Source organism: Pseudomonas sp. JL27(2026) (genome assembly GCF_056933555.1).
This window is the reverse complement of record NZ_CM167794.1, coordinates 3,222,719-3,241,103: the sequence shown is the minus strand read 5'-3', so window position 1 is coordinate 3,241,103 and position 18,385 is coordinate 3,222,719. Positions and strand designations below refer to the sequence as shown.

Sequence of the window (18,385 nt, the reverse complement as noted above, 5' to 3'; positions counted from 1 at the left end):
GGATTCTAGACGAATCGTCGGGGCAGTGGATTTTTGAGGAGTGAAGCGGGGGCGGTTCAGGCGTTTTGGCAGGGTTCAGAAACTAAAAATCGCAGCCCCGGTTGCTGGCTGCGATCTTTTGTTGGGGCTTAAATTTCCACATTCCCCCAGCCTGGCTTGGCCTCTTCCGGGGCGACCGCATTGATGGTCTTGCCGGTGGCCAGTTCTACGCGCCGGGCCACTTCAGGGTCATCGGCGAAGGGAATCAGGCTGGCATCGTCCAGATTCTCGGTCGACTGGTTTTTCAAACAGTACTCGACCGACAAATACAGGCAGGCCACACCCAACAGGTCCAACATGACTTCGAACATGACGAAGGTTCCCTGGGGTCAGGGACGCAAGCCCAAGGGCTTGCGTCGAGGGTGGGGTCACGCGATCTGCGCGTCGATCTCGGCCACTTTCAGGTCAGCGACACGTACCGTGCGCCAGGTGTTGTAGGCCATCAGCAACATGCCGGTGAGGAAGAACACTCCGCCGGTGAAGCGCACGACAAAGCCCGGATGGCTGGCTTGCAGTGCTTCGACGAACGAGTAGGTGAGGGTGCCGTCGTCGTTGATGGCGCGCCACATCAGGCCCTGAGTGATGCCGTTGACCCACATCGAGGCGATGTACAGCACGGTGCCGATGGTCGCGAGCCAGAAGTGCAGGTTGATCAGCGGTACGCTGTGCATCTGCTCGCGGCCGAAGACTTTCGGGATCATGTGGTACAGCGAGCCGAAGGTGATCATCGCTACCCAACCGAGCGCGCCGGCATGTACGTGGCCGATGGTCCAGTCGGTGTAGTGGGAGAGGGCGTTGACGGTCTTGATCGCCATCATCGGGCCTTCGAAGGTCGACATGCCGTAGAACGCCAGCGACAGCACCAGGAAGCGCAGGATCGGGTCGGTGCGCAACTTATGCCAGGCGCCCGACAGGGTCATCATGCCGTTGATCATCCCGCCCCAGCTCGGTGCCAGCAGAATCAGCGACATGGCCATGCCCAGCGACTGGGCCCAGTCCGGCAGTGCGGTGTAGTGCAGGTGGTGCGGACCGGCCCAGATGTACAGGGTGATCAGCGCCCAGAAGTGCACGATCGACAGGCGATAGGAGTACACCGGCCGGTTGACCTGCTTCGGCACGAAGTAATACATCATCCCCAGGAAACCGGTGGTCAGGAAGAAACCGACCGCGTTGTGCCCGTACCACCACTGAACCATGGCGTCGGTGGCACCGGAGTAAACCGGGTAAGACTTGAACCAGTCCACCGGGATCGACAGGTGGTTGACCACGTGCAGCATGGCGATCACCACGATAAACGCGCCGAAGAACCAGTTGCCGACGTAGATGTGCTTGGTCTTGCGCTGCACCACGGTGGTGAAGAACACAATGGCGTAAGCCACCCAGACGATTGCCATGCCCACCGCGCCGGAGAATTCGATCTCGGCGTATTCCTTGGTGGTGGTGTAGCCCAGCGGCAGGGTGATCAGCATGCTCACGACCACGGCTTGCCAGCCCCAGAAGGTGAACGCGGCCAGTTTGTCGGAGTACAACCGCACCTGGCAGGTACGTTGCACCGCGTAGTAACTGGCGGCGAATTGCGCGCTACCGGCGAAGCCGAAAATCACCAGGCTGGTGTGCAGCGGACGCAAGCGGCCGAAGGTGGTCCATGGCAAGTCCAGGTTGGCCTCCGGCCACACCAGTTGCGAGGCGATCCACACGCCCATCGCCATCCCGATAACGCCCCATACCACTGTTGCCACGACGAATTGGCGGACGACCTTGTAGTTATAGGCCTGCCCGATTGTTGCTGTGCTCATGGTCAATGCTTCCACGGTTGCAAAGTCTTGCCAGGCCACCCGGTCTGGCATGCCATAGCACTGTAGGAAATCGTGGATTAACAATACAGACTCAGAAAAACGCAATTAATACGGATCAGTTCAAAGGCAGCGAAATGAGCCGGATGTGCCTGGCTGATCTGTATTCATGGATCGTCTCCTGATGCTGTTTCTGTCTCTTGCGGGGGCGTGCTCAAGCGATTTTTCAGGAGGGATAGTTGATCCAATCGACAGTTTCGGCGGCTTGAATCCGGGTGTTTAATGGGGTTGCTGACGTATTGGACGGCAGTATGTTCCAGAGGTTGCGTTGACGGCAGGGGTGCCTCGTCAGGTCATGGCGACCGGGGTGAGGCACTTTCATACAGGATGTTCTGACCTCAAAGGTGAACCGATGAAAGACTTCAACTACACAGGCCCCAAGGCACCTGGCGATAACGCCTCTGCGATGCCTGATATTCGCGGCAAGCAGCTATTGGTGGGTTATTGGCAGAACTGGGGGCCGAGCGGGGGGTATCAGGGAGGGTTGTGCGGGGCGGTGGAGCTCAAGGATATTCCCCAGGACTACAACGTGGTGGTTGTCTCCTTCATGACAGGGGCCGGGATTCCCACCTTCCGGCCTTACAACCAGACCGATGAGGTGTTCCGCCGTCAGGTCGGGGAATTGAATCAGCAGGGGCGTGCGGTGCTGATTTCACTGGGCGGCGCCGATTCACACATTGCACTGTACAAGGGCCAGGAGCAGGCGTTTGCCAGCGAAATCATCCGCTTGGTCGAAGTCTATGGCTTCGACGGGCTGGATATCGACCTGGAGCAGTCTGCTGTCGACGCGGCCGACAACAATACGGTGATCCCGGCAGCGCTGAAACTGGTCCGGGAGCACTACGCCGCGCAGGGCAGTCACTTCATCATCAGCATGGCGCCCGAGTTCCCGTACCTGAGGGTCGGGCAGAAATACGTGCCTTATCTGGTTGCGCTGGACGGCGTTTACGACTTCATTGCCCCGCAGTACTACAACCAGTGGGGCGACGGAATTGACGTCCCGGGTCACACCCCGTCACCAATCAGGCAGGACGATGATCTGCACAAGGAAGCGTTTCTCTACTACCTGACCACCGCGCTGGTCACGGGGACGTCCGGCTTCGTCCGAATTCCAGCGGACAAGTTTGTGATTGGCCTGCCCAGCAATGTCGATGCGGCCAATAACGGCTTTGTCACCGATCCGGCCTTTGTGAAACAAGCGTTCGCGGCGTTGGCGGCCGATGGCAATGCCATCAAGGGCCTCATGACCTGGTCGATCAACTGGGATTGCGGGACTGACCGGCAGGGTGTGCCGTACAACTGGAGTTTCATGAAGAGCTACAAGGACTTGATCAATTGAGCGGTGCATGAACCTTGAGTGAGGGGCTGTCGCCCGGCTGTTTTTGGCAGCCGGGCGTTTTTTTCAGGTTGGGCTCTTCTGTGTTTGCAGATCAGTTGTGTCGCTCGCGGGGCATCCCATTCATTGCGTTGATATGGTTTTTTTGGTGTTGCCTGAATCTGTAATGTTTTCTCCGAGGCCCTCATAGTCGCCCTCTTTTGAACGAGCCGCAGAGCCCGATCAGCCTTGATGAGGTAGCGACATGTATCAGTACGATGAGTACGACAGGGCCCTGGTGTTTGAACGGGTCGCGCAGTTTCGTGATCAGGTCGAGCGGTTCCAGGCTGGCGCCTTGAGCGAAGAAGAGTTTTTGCCCCTGCGCCTGCAAAACGGCCTGTACATGCAAAAGCACGCGTACATGCTGCGCGTGGCGATTCCTTACGGCACCCTCGGTGCTCGGCAACTGCGCACACTGGCGAGCATCGCCCGCGACTACGATCGCGGCTACGGCCATTTCACCACCCGCCAGAACATGCAGTTCAACTGGATCGAACTGGCGGATGTGCCGGACATTCTTCAACGCCTGGCCGAGGTCGACATGCATGCGATCCAGACCTCCGGCAACTGCGTGCGCAACATCACCACCGAAGCCTTCGCCGGTGTTGCCGCCGATGAGCTGATCGACCCGCGACCGCTGGCGGAAATTCTGCGCCAGTGGTCGACCATCAACCCGGAATTCCTGTATCTGCCACGCAAGTTCAAGATCGCTATCTGCTCGGCCAGACAGGATCGGGCCGCAATCATGATGCACGACATCGGCCTGTACCTTTACCCCGCAGCGGATGGGCAAATGCTGCTGAGGGTAATTGTCGGCGGTGGTCTGGGGCGTACGCCGATCCTTGGTTTGCAGATCCGCGAAGGGTTGCCGTGGCAGCACCTGCTGTCTTACGTCGAGGCGGTGCTGCGGGTCTATAACCGCCACGGCCGGCGTGACAACAAGTACAAGGCGCGGATCAAGATCCTTGTCAAAGCCTTGGGGATCGAAGCGTTTGCCAAGGAAGTGGAGGAGGAGTGGCAGCACCTCAAGGACGGTCCGGCGCAGTTGACCGACGATGAATATGAACGGGTCGCCAGCGCATTTGTGCCGCCGACGTATGAACAACTGGCTGACACCGACCTGGATTTTGGCACGCGGCTGACCGAGAACCCGGCCTTCGCCCGTTGGGTTTCACGCAACGTGCAGCCCCATAAAGTGCCGGGCTACACCAGCGTGGTGCTGTCGACCAAACCCGGCATGGCCTCGCCACCGGGTGACGTCACGGGTGTGCAAATGGACGCCGTGGCCGACTGGTCGGAGCAGTTCGGTTTTGGCGAAATCCGCATTGCCCATGAACAGAACATTGTCCTGCCGGATGTGCCCAAGACCGACCTGTATGCGCTGTGGTGCCTGGCCAGCGAGCGGGGGCTTGGTTGCGCCAACGTCGGTTTGCTGACCGACATCATCGCCTGCCCCGGCGGTGACTTCTGCGCGCTGGCCAATGCCAAGTCGATCTCCATCGCCCAAGCGATTCAGGCGCGTTTCGACAACCTGGATTTCCTCCACGACCTGGGCGACATCAGCCTCAACATCTCCGGCTGCATGAACGCCTGCGGTCACCACCACATCGGCAACATCGGCATTCTGGGCGTCGATAAAAACGGCAGCGAGTGGTATCAGGTCACGCTCGGCGGTTCACAGGGCAAGAACAGTGCGCTGGGCAAGGTCATCGGCCCTTCGTTCAGTGCCGCGCAAGTGCCTCAGGTGATCGAACGCATCATCGGCACGTTCGTGCGTTACCGGGAAAGTGAAGAACTGTTCGTCGACACCTTGCACCGCATTGGCCTGGAGCCGTTCAAGGAGCGGATCTACCCCAAGGCGATGGAGGAAACGGCATGAACAATCTGCTGACACTGGAAGAAGGGGTTGCACGCCGGGTCGACGATGACTGCTGGACGCTGGTGCGTAACCTGGACGACGACCTGCCGAACGGGCCGTTGATCCTGCCGCTGGCGTTGTGGCTGATCCGTCGCATCGAGCACCATCCGGCGCGGGACGGTGTTTGGCTGGGGCCGGACGATGAAGTCGAAAGCCTCAAGCCGTGGCTCAAACTCTTGCCGATGATTGCGCTGGACTTCCCGAGTTTTCGCGACGGTCGTGCTTACAGCCAGGCGTATCTGTTGCGAACCCGCCTGGGGTGGCAAGGCGAGTTGCGGGCGATTGGCGATGTGCTGCGCGATCAACTGAGCCACATGCGTCAATGCGGTTTTGATGCGTTCGCGGTGCGTGAAGACAAGTGCGCCGACGACGCCCTCAAAGGGCTGGCGGGGATGAGCGTGTCGTACGGCCGCTCGGTGATCGAGCCACGGCCGTTGTTTCGTCGACGCTGACGCGCCAAGCGGTGTCCGCTCACAGAATCATCCACCCGGGCGTGTTGTGCTTGGGTCGATGATGGCCTTTTGGTAGAGTCCGCGTCCGGCTGGTTGTCGGCCGCGTGCAATATCATAGGGAAGTGAGGGGTCGTTGTGAGCGTTGGCAAGAAAATTCTGGGTTTGATATCACTGGCATTGTTGTTGGTGTTGTGGGGCGGCTACGTCTATGTATTTCAGGACGTGCGCGACGGGCAGTACGGGGATTTGTTCGACGGTCGTGCCTGGTGCGGCAGCCCGCCACCCAGTGGCGAAAGCTACTACAAGAAGGACCACCTGGCGCTGGTCGTCAAGAACACCACTCAAGGCGAGTTCGCCGTCTCGGGCTGGATCAACGTCTCCGAGCGTACGTTCAACAAGTACGAGTTGGGCAAGAACGAACTGCGACTGCGCCTTGAGCCCTTGCAATCGTCGTTCGCCGACACCTTCCTGATCCCCGAAGAGATGAAGATCAAGCCCCTGAGCCGCAACTTCAACTCGGTCAACCGCAATGCCTACGCCGACCTGGAAAGCCGCCCGATTCGAGTGCTCGGGCAAGCGACGAAATTTCCGTTTGATGTCTACCGCTACGGCTACCGCCCGGTGCTGTACATCATCAAGGGCACTGAGCGTATCGACCTGAAGTTCCGGCACATCACCACCGCCATGGACCTGTCGAATACCTTGTCCCCGGTGCAGAAGTACAACCCGCTGGATTACTTCAACGCCAAGAGCAACCTCGTTCAGGAAAGCGATTACACGCCTTACAAGAGCAACGAGTGTGCCTTCAGTATTGAGCGCAAAGGCTCGTTCAAGTTGATTGTGCTGCTGTTGCTGCTGGTGGTTTGCCTGCCACTGATGCATGCGTTTTATCGCGATGAACCGGCCATCGACTTTCTCGCCACACTGGTTGGCGTGGCGGCGATCCGGTTGTTTCTGGTCGGGCCGTTGAAAGACTTCCATGTGTATGGCATCGACTTTGTGTTCGGCGCCGTGATTCTCCTGGTGGGCACGGTGACGTTGATCAAAGCCATGCGCCTCAGCGCCCAGCGTGAACGCGCGGCGCGTAGCGGCTCTACCTGGTGATGAACGTGGCGAGGGCATTGTGCCCTCGCCACGGTGCTGAACTTGCTCACTTCAACGCCGGGTCCCCGGGGTTCAGTTTCTTCCAGCCTTGCAGCAACACCTGGGCCTTGGGTTCCTGGCCGTTCTCCAGGTAGTACTGGATCAGCGACAGCCGCGCATTGCGGTTGGCCGGTTGCCGTTTGAGCAGGCTTTCAAGCTGCTCGCAAGCCGCATCGACCTGACCGCTGTCGTGCAGCGCCACCGCGAGCACGTAACCGTACTGAGCATTTTCAGGTTCCAGGCGGGCGGCGGTGCGCAGCGCCGACATGGCTTGCGGCGTGTTGCCGGCGCGTATCAATGCCAAGCCTTGGGTGTGTTGCAGCAGTGCAGCTTCGGGGTTTTCTTTCAGGCTTTTCTCCAGAAGATCCTGAGCCTCTTTACGGCGTCCACTGGCCTCCAGCCATTGCACCAGGGTCACCAGCGCGGGGAAGAAGTCCGGGTCGCGCTTCAGGGCCGTGCGCAGCATCGGTTCGACTTGCGCAGTGCGCCCGCTGGCCTGGTACAGCATGGCCAGGTTGAGGTTGGCTTCGGCCCGTTCGGCCAGGCTCACCTGCACGGCTTCGTACTCGGCAATCGCGGCATTCCAGTGTGCCTGGGCGCTGCCCAAACCCTGGGCGACACTCAACAGGTCCCGTGCGGCGGCGATGCGGATCGCCTTGACCGGGTCGTTCAATAACGGTGACAGCAGTGGCACCCGCTCAGCGGGAGGCAAGAAAGCGCTGATGGCGTGAATCGCGCTTTCGCGCACCTGGGGTTGTGGGTTGTGCAGGTCTTGGGTCGCCAGTTTCAGGGCCTGTTCGCTTGGGTACAGCACCAGTTCGTTGAGCAGCGTCGCGCGCTGAATCGCCGGCAGGTCGTTGCGTTGCAATTGTTCATACAGCGCCTGCGCGGCACCGGCATGGCCACCGCGAATCAACCACAGGCTTTCATCGTAACGGGGCGGCTGGGCTGCGGCGTTGGTGTTCCAGAGCTTGAACTGCTCGGTGATGGTGTCCGAGGCCTTGCCCTGGTGGCAGGTCAGGCAGGCATCCGGTGTACCCAGTTGCCTGGCGCGCACCGGGTTGGGCAGGCTGAAACTGTGATCATGGCGAAAGTCGTTGCCCATGTAGAACTTGCCAGGCATGTGGCAATCCACGCATTGGGAGCCCGGTTGGCCGGCAACATGCCGATGGTGTTCGGGGGCGTCGTAGTTTTTCGCTTGCAGGCCCTTGCCGTCGACGCCCTCGATCGAGGTCTTGCCTGCAGTGTTGTGGCATTGCAGGCAAACGCCATTGCCGGGTGCCTTGAGTTGCGTGCTATGAGGGTTGTGACAGTTGCTGCAACGCACGCCCTTGTCGAACATTTTGCTTTGCAGGAACGAGCCGTGTTCGAACACTTCGTCCTTGATTTTGCCGTCCAGCGCGTACAGCTCTCGGGTCAGGACGCTGGGCAGGTAGTCGTCCATCAAGCGTTTGCCGACCGTGAAGCCATCACCCAATGGCGCGCGGCGGGCGTGGCACCGGGCGCAGGTCTCGATCTCGGTGGTGGCGTCCTTGTCGTTGAGGTCCACGGCAAAACCGGCATGGATCAGGTCGGTCTTGTTTGCCGTCCATTGCAGGTGAGTGGAGGCCGGACCATGGCAGGCCTGACAGCCGACGCCCAGGCTGTTCCATTGGCTGGCGAAGCGATTGGCCTGGGCGTCGAAATTGCGTTTGTAGCCGGTGGTGTGGCATTCCACGCACATGAAGTTGGCGTTCTGGCTGGGTTTGCTCCAGTGCAATGGGTTCTTGAAGTTCACGCCCTGGCCTGGATAGAGATGAAACCAGCGGTTCTTCTCGGTATCCCAGGCCACGCCCAAGGCTTGTAAACGACCGTCGCCGACGTCGATCAAATACTGTTGCAGCGGCGCAATGCCAAAGGTGTAGGCGACCTTGAAGTCGGCATGCCTGCCGTCGGTGCCGGGCGCGTTGACCCAGAACTCACCCTCCTTGCGCGAAAACACCGTGGTCTCTTTTTCACCTTTGTAGCGGACGTTGTTGAAATCGCCCAGCACGGTGTCGGCCGTGGCTGCCTGCATCGCCAGTTGATGGTGAGAGCCTTGCCAGTCCTTGACCTGCTCGCTGTGGCAGCCCTGGCATTGCTGTTCATCGACCATCGTGGCCGGTGGCGCGGGAGTGGCGGGCGCAGGAAGTGCCTTGGACTGGGTCGCAACCGTTGCGCTTGGCGGCGCGTAGGCCATGGGCTGGGGCTGGCTGCCATAGAGAAACCAGCCGATGCCCGCTATGGCCAGCAGCAAGAGCGCGGCGGTGACAGGGAACAGGTAGCGGTTAATCAGGGTGGGCTGTGAATCAGGGTTTGGCGTGTCGGCATTTTTCTTATAAGTGGGCATTGCGACTTCCGTAGTCCAGAGGCGTTGGCCCGTCGAGGCGCGCTTTCAAGCAGTTTGCAGCTTTGTCCCAAGCCGGGTGTCTGTCAAATGAACGGTGTGAATTTGCCCGCAGCCCGTATGAATTTTCAGCTTTTTAACCACGGTGTGCCGGGTTTTGGCTATACCTGTAACTCTCTTCCCCCGTAACGTTGTGGTTCTTTTGACAGGAGTTACAGCATGAAGCTTGCGTTAATGATGAGCACACTGTGCATTGCCTCGATTGGGGTGGTGGGTTGTTCCAGCAAAGTCGTCGAGCCCGAACAGTACTCCGGCTTTCTCAAGGACTACAGCCAACTCAAGGAGGCCAAGTCGCCCTCAGGTGCAGAAGTCATGCGCTGGATGGACCCCAAACTCAATATCAACAAGTTCACCAGCGTTTACATCGAACCGACGCAGCTTTACCCCAAACCCCAGCCAACGGTGAAAATCCCTCAGAGCACCCTGAGTGGCATCACCGGTTATTACGACCAGGCGCTTAAGCGTGAGCTGGGCAAGTCCTTGCCGCTGGCGAACGGCCCAGGCCCTGGGGTGATTGTGGTTCGCGCCGCGATCACCGCCGTCAGCAGCAAGACCGAAAGCCTGCATGCCTATGAAGTGATCCCGATTGCGTTGGTCGCGGCTGCCGTCAGCACCGCCAGCGGCATCCGTGACCAGGAAACCACCTTGGCCACCGAAGCGGTGTTCCTTGATGGGGCAAACAACGCCGTCGTCGCGCAGGTGGTGCGCAAGGGCACCGGTAAACCCCTGTCGAACGACTCTCAGGTCATGAAAGCCACGGATGTGAAAAACGTCATCGATGGCTGGGCCTCGGATTTGCATCAGTCGTACCTGAAGCTCAAGTCCCAATGATGCGGTGGGGCTGAGGGCCTCTTCGCGGGTAAGGGCTCGCTCCTACAGGACTGTAGGGGCGAGGTGCAACATCACTCCCCGACAAACCAGCGGTAATACGGATTCCCCCCGTCCCCGCGCATCACTTCCCGAATATCCCGGCCCCATGCGTCTCGATCACCGTCATAGGCATGCAGGCTCGCCCGATAGAATTGCATCAACCGTTGCTGGTGCGTGGTCATGCGCTCGATGAACGCGGCGTCGGCATTGAGCAGCACGGGCGGCTGGTGCAAATCGAGCAGGGCGGGTAGCACCCGGCTGATTTCCTTGGCGCGCACCCAGGGCGCGTACTCGATACGCGGTTGATCGTCGGTCACCGGCAGCGCGGTGGCGGCGAAGCGTTCCAGCCCGGCGCGGTCGGTCACCCACGTTGCCAGCAGGGCCGCGGCCGAGCCGATGCCGACGTCCTGCAACGTGCTGCGTACGGTCTCCTGCTGGAAACGCGCACTGATGCGCGCCGCGTCCAGCTCAATCGGCTCAAGCGAGCCCACCAGCAGCATTTCATGGAACTCGCTGGTCCACAGGGTGGCGTAGGGGAACACGTCGAGGAAGCTGCGCACCAGCGAGCGCGAGTCGTCAATGTTTTGGGTCGGCAGTGGTAGCCATTGGGCGACCAGGCCGTTCTTTTCCAGACGCGTGGCGGCCAGTTGGTAGAAGTCCCGCGAATACAGGTTCACCACGCCGGCGGCAGAGGGCGGCGGCGGTTCGAGGGTGATCAGGTCATAGCGTTGGGCGCTGCTCAGCAGTTCCTTGCGGCCATCGCGCAGGCGCACATCGACACCCGGGTCGGCCGCCGCGTTGAAATTACCTTTGAACAGCGGCGCGGCCTTGACCACCGAAGGCAGGAGTTCGGCGACCACCCGGTGTTCCAGGCCTGGGTAGCGCAGCAAGGCACCGGCCGTGATACCGGTGCCGAAGCCGATCACCAGCGCCGAACGGGGCTCGGCGTTGTGGATCAGCAGCGGCAGCAAGGCCTGAATCCGCATGTAGCGCAACGACGGCATGGCATCGCCGGTGTTGGAGACGCCCTGAATGTACAGGCGCTGGAAGGCTTTCTGCCCCTTGCCCTGAGTCACCACGGCAACCGTGCCGCCGCGCCCTTCTTCGTAGAACGCCAGCGTTGCGTTACGCGCACCGGGCAGCAGACCGGCGAATTTGTCTACCGGCGTCAGCAGCGCCACCGCCACGGACAGCAGGCCGACAGCGACCACTGCCTGACGCCGGCCTCGCTTGACACCGTGCCCCTTGCGCACGGCGAAGTAGCCGACCCCGGCGGCGACAATCGCCAGTAACCCGAGGGTTCGCACCAGCCCCAGCCACGGGATCAGCACAAAGCCGCACAGCATCACGCCGATAATCGCGCCCAAGGTGTTGAAGGCCACCACCGCACCGACATCCTGACCGACCCGCTCGCGGCCGACGCTCAAGCGCAGGGCCAACGGAAACGCTGCGCCGAGCAGAAGGGTCGGTACAAATACGATGCTTAGCGCGGCCACCGCAAACCGTGTGCTCATGCCCAATAGTTCATTGGCGCCCAACGACAGGACCCAGGCTTCGGTCATGCTTTGGGCGACCACCAGCCAGCGCCCCAGCAAGGCGACTTCCAGCAGTGCAATCAACCCGGCACCGGCAATCAGCAAGCCGAACATGCCCCAAGGGTCGCGAATGCGATCAACCCGTCGGGCCATCACTGCACTGCCGATGAACAATCCGCTCAGGTACATCGCCAGCACCACGGCGAAGGCATAGGTACGGGTGCTCATGAACTGCACGATGGATTGCGACCAGACCACTTCATAACCCAGTGCCACGCCGCCAGCGATCGAATACAGCCACAGCGCCAGACGATCCGGGGCTTTGTCCGCGTGATGTTTGACGGGCACATCGAGCGTCGCCGGGCGATGACGTTGCAGCCACAACGCACCGACGGCCGCCAACAGGTTAAGCATTGCCGCCGCCAGCGCACTGCCGCGTACACCCAGGGTCGCAATCAGCACAAACGCGGCCAGCAGCGTGCCGGCGATAGCGCCGGCCGTGTTGGCGGCGTACAGCTGGCCGCCAGCCTTGCCCAGCTGCCGTGGATCAGCCGCCAGCGAGCGAACCAGCACCGGCAGCGTGCCGCCCATCAGCAGCGCCGGGATACCCACCAGGGCAAACGGCAATACCCAGGCCAGCAGGCCGATGTGTTGCTCCAGCCAGGCGAAAGGGCTGGCGGCCAGGCTCAAGGCGAAGGTCGCGCCAACGCCAAGCATCGCCACCAGCACTTCCAGCCCCGCGTACAGCAGAACAGGCTGCTGCACGCGATCCGCCCAGCGCCCGAAAAGCCAGCCGCCCAAGGCCAGCCCGGCGAAAAACGCACTGATCCCGGCAGTGATGGCATACACCTCGACGCCCACCACCAGCGACAATTGTTTGATCCACAGCACCTGATACACCAGCGCGGCGCTGCCGGAGACGAACAGCAACAAGGCGGGGATCAGCATTGCCGGGGAGGTTGTTTGAGCGGTGGGCAGGGCCGACGACTTGCTGGCGACACGTGAGGACATTGTGGATTGCCTTGTTCCGATTCGAAAAAGCCTGTGACCCTACCGGCGCCAATCGCGAGCAGGCTCGCTCCCACAAGGGCCGTGATGAACCTGTGGGAGCGAGCCTGCTCGCGAAGGGGCCGACGCGAACTCAAACCAAAAATTGGTCCGCCCGCCGACAATGGCGAGCGGCGGTCAAACGGTCTTACTGTGCAGGCTGATTTTTCATTTTTTCAGCAATTTTGGCATCCACTGCAGCGCGGATCTGGTCAACGCTGAAACTGGCCGGTTTCTGGCTCGGCGGATACTCGATGAACGTCTCCAGGAAATGCGCGGACTTGGTCACCGCTTGCGCAACCAGATAGACGTTTTTGGTGCTCCAGTCGTAATACTGGTCGGAAACCACATCGGCGCGCTCATACGGGTCCATCCGCAGATTGAGGATCTTCGGCACCCGCAGGCACACGAACGGCTCGCTCCAGACCTTGAAGCCGCCGGGAGCGCGTTGTTCGCAGAACACCGCTTTCCAGTTGTCGAAACGCATGGACACCAGCACGCCGTCATCGTTGAAGTAGTAGAACTCCTTGCGCTCGCCTTTAGGCTGTTGGCCGGTCAGATACGGCAGTTGGTTGAAACCGTCCAGGTGCACCTTGAAGTTGGTGCCGCCCGAAGTGGGGGCCCAGCCTTTGAGCAGCTTGTCCTTGACCCCGGTGTCACCGGCAGCGGCCAACAACGTCGGGAACCAGTCCAGACCGGAGAACATCTCGTTGGAGACCTCACCCGCCTTGACCTTGCCCGGCCAGCGAATCATCGCCGGTACGCGATAAGCGCCTTCCCAGTTGGAGTTCTTCTCGTTGCGGAACGGGGTGGTCGCCGCATCCGGCCAGGAGAACTGGTTAGGGCCGTTGTCGGTGGTGTAGACGACGATGGTGTTGTCGGTGATTTTCAGGTCATCGAGGGTTTTCAGCAGTTTGCCGACATCGCCATCGTGTTCAAGCATGCCGTCCGCGTACTCGTTGCCGGGCATGCCGCTCTGGCCCTTCATCGAATCGCGCACGTGGGTGAACAGGTGCATGCGGGTGGTGTTCATCCAGACAAAGAACGGTTTGTCCGCCTTGGCCTGTTTCTCGATGAACGCCTGCGCGGCGGCGGTGGTTTCGTCGTCGATGGTTTCCATGCGCTTGGTGGTCAGCGCACCGGTGTCTTCGATCTTGCCGTCAGCGAAGCTGTGGATCACACCCCTTGGGGAGTTGGCCTTGACGAACTCAGGGTCATCCTTGGGCCAGTAAGGACGTTCGGGTTCTTCCTCGGCATTGAGGTGATACAGGTTGCCGAAGAACTCATCGAAACCGTGGTTGGTCGGCAGGTATTCGTCCTTGTCGCCCAGGTGGTTCTTGCCGAACTGGCCGGTGGCGTAGCCCAGGGACTTGAGCGCCTGAGCGATGGTGATATCGCGTTTTTGCAGGCCCACCGAGGCGCCGGGTGCACCGACTTTCGACAGACCGGTACGCAGCGGCGTCTGGCCGGTGATGAACGAGGAGCGTCCGGCAGTGCAACTGTTCTCCGCGTAATAGTCGGTGAACATCATGCCTTCCTTGGCAATCCGGTCGATGTTCGGGGTCTTGTAGCCGACCACGCCCATGGAATAGGCACTGATGTTGGTCTGGCCGATGTCATCGCCGAAGATCACCAGAATGTTGGGTTTTTCGGCAGCCCCGGCAGGTGCCGAGATCGCCATGACCGAAGCTGCCACGAGCGCGAGTTTCGGTAGCCACTTGCGTATGCGAGTCATCTGACTTGCTCCTTTTGCTGGCTTGAGTCGCAGTCATGCGACTAACGTTTATTGCAGTCCTGCCTTACGTTTTTTGTTATTGCACCTGCTCTTGCGGGGCGGCATCGAAGGGGTAGACCCGGCGCCATTCGGACGCCATATCGACGATAGTCCAGCCTCGTTTTTTTGCCTCATCCAACGCCTTGTCCAGACGCCCGACCTGGGACTGCCGGTCATAGGCCCACTCGCGCTTGGCGTCCGTGTGATGCACCAGCCCCATGAACCGTTTGCCGGGGCCTGCGGCGGTCCACTGGAGCATTTGCAGGTCACCGTCGGAGTTGCCGAACGCGAGGATCGGGCGCCGGCCAATGATTGCGTCGATGCTTTCCGGTTTGCCTGGGCCATCGTCGTTGTGCGCCAGTTTCGGGGTGCGCAGGATCGAGGGCTGACCGTCCTTGAGCTGGAACTCGGTGACGAAGCTGGAACCAATGACCTGCTCGGGGGGAACGCCGTAGACCTTCTCGGCGAAGGCGCGCATGAACGCCGTGTCCCCGCCGGACACGATGTAGGTCTTGAAGTCCTGGCTGCGCAGGTAATCGAGCATTTCCAGCATCGGTTGGTAGATCATCTCGGTGTACGGCTTGCCGGTTTTCGGATGTCGGGCCTGGCTCAGCCAGGTCTTGGCGTTGTCGATGAAAGTGTCAGTGGTCACCCCGGTGTGGGTGGCGCCGATGATTTTCAGCAGGCCATCCATGCCGCTGTCGGCCAGGGCCTTGTGATCACTTTCAAGCACAGCCTTGAACGGCTGCTGGTCTTTCCATTCCGGGTGTTGTGGTGCCAGGCGCTTGATTTCATCGAAGGCGAACAGCACCTGGAAGTACGCCGGTTGCTCGGTCCACAAGGTGCCGTCGTTGTCGAACACCGCGATGCGCTCGGCCGGTTTGACGTAGTCACGGGTGCCCTGGGTGGTCACGGCGTGAACAAACTCGATGATGTTTTTCTTGGCCGGGCCCTCGTTCCACGATGGCAATGGGTCTGTTACCTGGGCAAAGGCCAGGGGCACCTGGAGCAAGAGGCCGAGTAACAGCATCAGGCTGTGGCGCTGGCGCAGCGGTTTCAGGTTCGTCATGGGAAGTCCTTCTCGTGACCGGGGTTGAGGGGGGCAAGCGCTGAAAGTGGTGGGTGGGGCTGTTGTCTGGCGGCCTGACCTTGCAGCGTGGCCAGGGAATCCTTGAGCTGTTGCAGCGCCTGGCGCTCGGCGGGTGTCGGACCATAGCAGCCGCGCAACACCGCTTGCAGGCGAGGGCCCAGCCGCAGGCCAAGGCGACGGCGACGGACCCACAGGTACAACGCGCTCAGTGACGCAGGCGTGGCCGCGAGTTGGGCCGGAATTTGCCGCCACGCGTAATCGGCGGACGCCCGCCATGCGGCTTTGCGCGCGGATCGCCGCAGGCGCCAGGCGTTGCGCCCACGCTGCCACCAGGGGCGAATGAAATAGCCGAGGGCGACGATCAACACCAACAGCGCTGCCAGCCACACGCCCTGCATCGACAGTTGGAAGCGGCTGTGTTGGCCCAGCGTTTTAAGGTCCTGAGCAATGGAGAACACCGGTTGATAAGCGCTGTTGGCCGTGGCGTCGAAGTTCACGGCCGGCAGTTCGGCGATCTGTGCCTGACGGCGGTTTGTGTCCCACCATTTAACCTGGATGGCCGGCAGTGCGTGGCGGCCCGGTGTGTCGATCCGGTAACTGGCGCTGTCGATGCGCTGGCCGCCGTTGAAGTTGCCGCGACCGTCGTCCAGGTTGCTCACGTGCGGTTTTTTTGGATAACGACTCAAGCCGTCGATGTCCACCAACGGCGGTGCGGGCAGCGCCATGGCCATGGCGCCATCGGCCTGGAGGGTCAGTTGTCGCGTAACACTGTCACCCACTTTGGGTGGCGTCGATGAATAGACAATCTTCTGCGTCAAGCGCAGCCCTTGCGCCACCAGCACCGGTTCGCCAGGGCTGAAGCCCGGAGGTTGTTGGGCGCTGAAGTGCAGCGGCTGGCTCTGGGCGCTGAGTTCGCGAGTGGCCTGGCCGGGTGTGGCCTGTACCGTCAGCGCCGGGATGTCGAATGCCTGTGCCAGGTTCGGGGTCAGCAGGTAGCTGTAACGCATGCCATAGAAGTTTTTGCCGTCCAGGGTCCGGGTGGTGTGTTGGGCTTCACCGCTGGGTGGCAGGACTAACGCGCCGGGCAGTTTCAGCGCAGGCAGGCTCGGCGCCTGGGTAAACCAGGTGTCGGTGAGGACGTCGAGTTGCAGGCGCACCGTGGCGCCGACCACGATGGCGTCGCTGGGCTCCAGCAGGACCTCGACGCGCAGTTGCGGTTCGTCGGCCCATGCATGGGCGCAGAACAGCGCGCACAGCAGCCAGTAATGTTTCATGGCGTGGCCTGCGTCTGGCTGGCGCGTTGGTCCTGAAGGCTGAACTTGTGCCGCAGGAATTTCGCCGGTGAGGTGCTGAGGTTTTGTAGCCAGAGTTCATCAGAGGCTGCTTGTTGGGTTTGCAGCGCTTTGCTCTGGCCCTTGCCGGGGGCCTTGTCGAGTTTGATCTCGTCCGGTTTGACCTCGGGGGTATTCTGCTCGGCGCTTTCGGTGTCTTTTTTCAGGGCGATGGCCAAGGCCAGGTTGGCCGTGGCCTCAGGAAATTGCGGCCGCAGCTTCAGGGCCTGGGTGAACGCGGCGATGGCCTCGTCGAACTTGAAGCGACGGACGTCGATGTTGCCCAGGTAGAAGTACGCTTCGGGGGTGTCCAGCCGGGCGAAACTGGCCAGGGCCAGGTCGTAGTCGGCGGCGTTGTAGGCGGCGATGCCTTTCCAGTACGGGTCGTGGAACAGCGCTGCCGCCTCCGGATAATGCTGATGTTCGAAGGCCCAGCGCCCTTGTTGATCGGCGCTGAAGAAGGCATCGCTCAACACCCCGGCTTCGGCGGGCGCCGGTGGCAGGGCAAGCCCCAGGCCCAGCAGTAGCGCCGCCATCCAGTTCAGGCTCCAGCCTTTGCGCACACTGAAGAACCCCAATAACAGCAACGGCCAGCACAACCAGTAACCGGCGTCCTTCCAGTGCAGTTCGCGTTGTTCGTCACTGGCGCTCTGGAAATGCGCCTGTGCGTGCAGCTCGATCCAGTCCAGATCATCGTCATTGAGGGTCAGGCTGCCCAGTGGTGCACCCGTCGCCGAGGCCAGTTGCTTGAGCGCTGCCTGATCGAAACTGGCCAGTTCCGGTCGGCCATGGCTGTCGGTGCGCGGCTGGCCGCTGGCGTCGCGGATGATCCCGCCGTCCTGGCTGCCCACTGCCAGAATCAGCACTTGCAGCAGGCTGTCCTGTAGTTGTTTGTCCAGCCCGGAGAGCTGTGAAGTGTCGGCGCCATCGGTGATCAGCAGCAGGGTACCCGGCGCTTTTTCGGCGGCCAGTAGCTGCTTGGCCTGATCGATTACGGCACCGACGTTCTTTCCGGGCCTGCTGATGAGGTCGGTGCTGAAGGCCTGGATGAACGTGCCCAGCAACGCCGGATCGTCGGTCGCCGGCAGCACCAGGTGCGCACTGCCTGCGTAGACGATCAACCCGGTTCGCGCACCCTGGCGGCGTTGCACCAGGTCGTGCAGTTTGTGCTTTACGGCTTCCAGGCGAGTGGGCTGCACATCGCTGGCGTCCATCGACGGCGACAGGTCGAGGGCGATGATCAGCGGCGCACGGTTTTCCAGGAAGTCAGGGCGGTCCTGCTCCCAGGTCGGGCCGGCGGCGGCAATGGCGCCGATGACCAGCAAGGCACAGAGCAGGTGCACCGGCCGCACCCGATGCGAGTCCTGTGGGGTGATCAACAAATGCGGCAGCAAGTGCGGTGCAATATTGCCGCGCAGGCGACGTTGCAGGTCATGGCTGCGTCGCCACAGCAACGGCAGGGCGGCGCCAAACACGATCAATAGCAGCCAGAGCGGACGCAGGAAATGGAGCTCGCTGAGGTTGATGTCCATC

General features: G+C 61.2%; 12 protein-coding genes and 1 pseudogene. 5 read left to right on the top strand and 8 right to left on the bottom strand.

Going from position 1 to position 18,385, the window contains the following annotated elements:
• Positions 1-128: 128 nt before the first annotated feature.
• Entirely contained in the window at positions 129-350 is a 222-nt protein-coding gene (locus tag AC1Z1G_RS14730; RefSeq protein ID WP_347900569.1) for a cbb3-type cytochrome c oxidase subunit 3, read from the bottom strand.
• A gap of 57 nt (positions 351-407) precedes the next feature.
• Positions 408-1,835: a cytochrome-c oxidase, cbb3-type subunit I gene (gene ccoN, locus AC1Z1G_RS14725; protein WP_483620808.1), complete on the bottom strand. Its 1,428-nt coding sequence runs from the start codon at positions 1,833-1,835 to the stop codon at positions 408-410.
• A 409-nt stretch (positions 1,836-2,244) separates the two neighbouring features.
• Here ccoN and AC1Z1G_RS14720 point away from each other — a divergent pair.
• The 4 genes and pseudogenes from AC1Z1G_RS14720 to AC1Z1G_RS14705 form a co-directional block, all read left to right on the top strand.
• Positions 2,245-3,228 (top strand): annotated as a pseudogene (locus tag AC1Z1G_RS14720) (glycosyl hydrolase family 18 protein); the annotation flags it as partial.
• A 244-nt stretch (positions 3,229-3,472) separates the two neighbouring features.
• A complete protein-coding gene (locus AC1Z1G_RS14715; protein WP_483620807.1) occupies positions 3,473-5,146 on the top strand; it encodes a nitrite/sulfite reductase in 1,674 nt (557 codons plus the stop codon).
• Positions 5,143-5,637: a DUF934 domain-containing protein gene (locus AC1Z1G_RS14710; RefSeq protein ID WP_483620806.1), complete on the top strand. Its 495-nt coding sequence runs from the start codon at positions 5,143-5,145 to the stop codon at positions 5,635-5,637. Before AC1Z1G_RS14715 ends, AC1Z1G_RS14710 begins: the two co-directional genes overlap by 4 nt.
• 135 nt (positions 5,638-5,772) lie before the next feature.
• Positions 5,773-6,741 (top strand): hypothetical protein, encoded by a 969-nt coding sequence (locus AC1Z1G_RS14705; RefSeq protein WP_483620805.1) that lies wholly within the window; start codon positions 5,773-5,775, stop codon positions 6,739-6,741.
• A 46-nt stretch (positions 6,742-6,787) separates the two neighbouring features.
• Here the strand turns inward: AC1Z1G_RS14705 and AC1Z1G_RS14700 are convergent, their stop codons facing one another.
• Entirely contained in the window at positions 6,788-9,148 is a 2,361-nt protein-coding gene (locus AC1Z1G_RS14700) for a tetratricopeptide repeat protein (protein WP_483620804.1), read from the bottom strand.
• 216 nt (positions 9,149-9,364) lie between these two features.
• Here AC1Z1G_RS14700 and AC1Z1G_RS14695 point away from each other — a divergent pair, with 216 nt between their 5' ends.
• Positions 9,365-10,036, top strand: a complete 672-nt coding sequence (locus AC1Z1G_RS14695) for a DUF3313 domain-containing protein (RefSeq protein WP_483620803.1) — start codon at positions 9,365-9,367, stop codon at positions 10,034-10,036.
• Positions 10,037-10,107: 71 nt separating this feature from the next.
• On the opposite strand, the gene AC1Z1G_RS14690 is transcribed toward AC1Z1G_RS14695, so the two are convergent.
• The 5 genes from AC1Z1G_RS14690 to AC1Z1G_RS14670 form a co-directional block, all read right to left on the bottom strand.
• Positions 10,108-12,621 carry a fused MFS/spermidine synthase gene (locus AC1Z1G_RS14690; protein ID WP_483620802.1) on the bottom strand — a complete coding sequence of 838 codons (2,514 nt, stop codon included), beginning with the start codon at positions 12,619-12,621 and terminating at the stop codon, positions 10,108-10,110.
• Between the two features lie 184 nt (positions 12,622-12,805).
• Positions 12,806-14,392: an arylsulfatase gene (locus tag AC1Z1G_RS14685; protein ID WP_483620801.1), complete on the bottom strand. Its 1,587-nt coding sequence runs from the start codon at positions 14,390-14,392 to the stop codon at positions 12,806-12,808.
• A 76-nt stretch (positions 14,393-14,468) separates the two neighbouring features.
• Positions 14,469-15,500, bottom strand: coding sequence for an HAD family hydrolase (locus tag AC1Z1G_RS14680; RefSeq protein WP_483620800.1), 1,032 nt, complete (start codon positions 15,498-15,500; stop codon positions 14,469-14,471).
• Entirely contained in the window at positions 15,497-16,795 is a 1,299-nt protein-coding gene (locus AC1Z1G_RS14675) for a BatD family protein (protein ID WP_483620799.1), read from the bottom strand. Before AC1Z1G_RS14675 ends, AC1Z1G_RS14680 begins: the two co-directional genes overlap by 4 nt.
• The gene (locus tag AC1Z1G_RS14670; RefSeq protein ID WP_483620798.1) at positions 16,792-18,384 is read right to left on the bottom strand and encodes a VWA domain-containing protein; all 1,593 of its coding nucleotides are present in this window, start codon (positions 18,382-18,384) and stop codon (positions 16,792-16,794) included. The genes AC1Z1G_RS14675 and AC1Z1G_RS14670 overlap by 4 nt, the downstream gene beginning before the upstream one ends.
• Position 18,385: the final 1 nt, after the last annotated feature.

Excerpts from the sequence above, each read along its gene's own strand:
- AC1Z1G_RS14710 (WP_483620806.1), top strand. The coding sequence starts at position 5,143 with ATGAACAATCTGCTGACACTGGAAGAAGGGGTTGCACGCCGGGTCGAC.
- ccoN (WP_483620808.1), bottom strand. The coding sequence starts at position 1,835 with ATGAGCACAGCAACAATCGGGCAGGCCTATAACTACAAGGTCGTCCGC.
- AC1Z1G_RS14670 (WP_483620798.1), bottom strand. The coding sequence starts at position 18,384 with ATGGACATCAACCTCAGCGAGCTCCATTTCCTGCGTCCGCTCTGGCTG.
- AC1Z1G_RS14730 (WP_347900569.1), bottom strand. The coding sequence starts at position 350 with ATGTTCGAAGTCATGTTGGACCTGTTGGGTGTGGCCTGCCTGTATTTG.
- AC1Z1G_RS14695 (WP_483620803.1), top strand. The coding sequence starts at position 9,365 with ATGAAGCTTGCGTTAATGATGAGCACACTGTGCATTGCCTCGATTGGG.
- AC1Z1G_RS14680 (WP_483620800.1), bottom strand. The coding sequence starts at position 15,500 with ATGACGAACCTGAAACCGCTGCGCCAGCGCCACAGCCTGATGCTGTTA.
- AC1Z1G_RS14715 (WP_483620807.1), top strand. The coding sequence starts at position 3,473 with ATGTATCAGTACGATGAGTACGACAGGGCCCTGGTGTTTGAACGGGTC.
- AC1Z1G_RS14690 (WP_483620802.1), bottom strand. The coding sequence starts at position 12,621 with ATGTCCTCACGTGTCGCCAGCAAGTCGTCGGCCCTGCCCACCGCTCAA.
- AC1Z1G_RS14685 (WP_483620801.1), bottom strand. The coding sequence starts at position 14,392 with ATGACTCGCATACGCAAGTGGCTACCGAAACTCGCGCTCGTGGCAGCT.
- AC1Z1G_RS14700 (WP_483620804.1), bottom strand. The coding sequence starts at position 9,148 with ATGCCCACTTATAAGAAAAATGCCGACACGCCAAACCCTGATTCACAG.
- AC1Z1G_RS14675 (WP_483620799.1), bottom strand. The coding sequence starts at position 16,795 with ATGAAACATTACTGGCTGCTGTGCGCGCTGTTCTGCGCCCATGCATGG.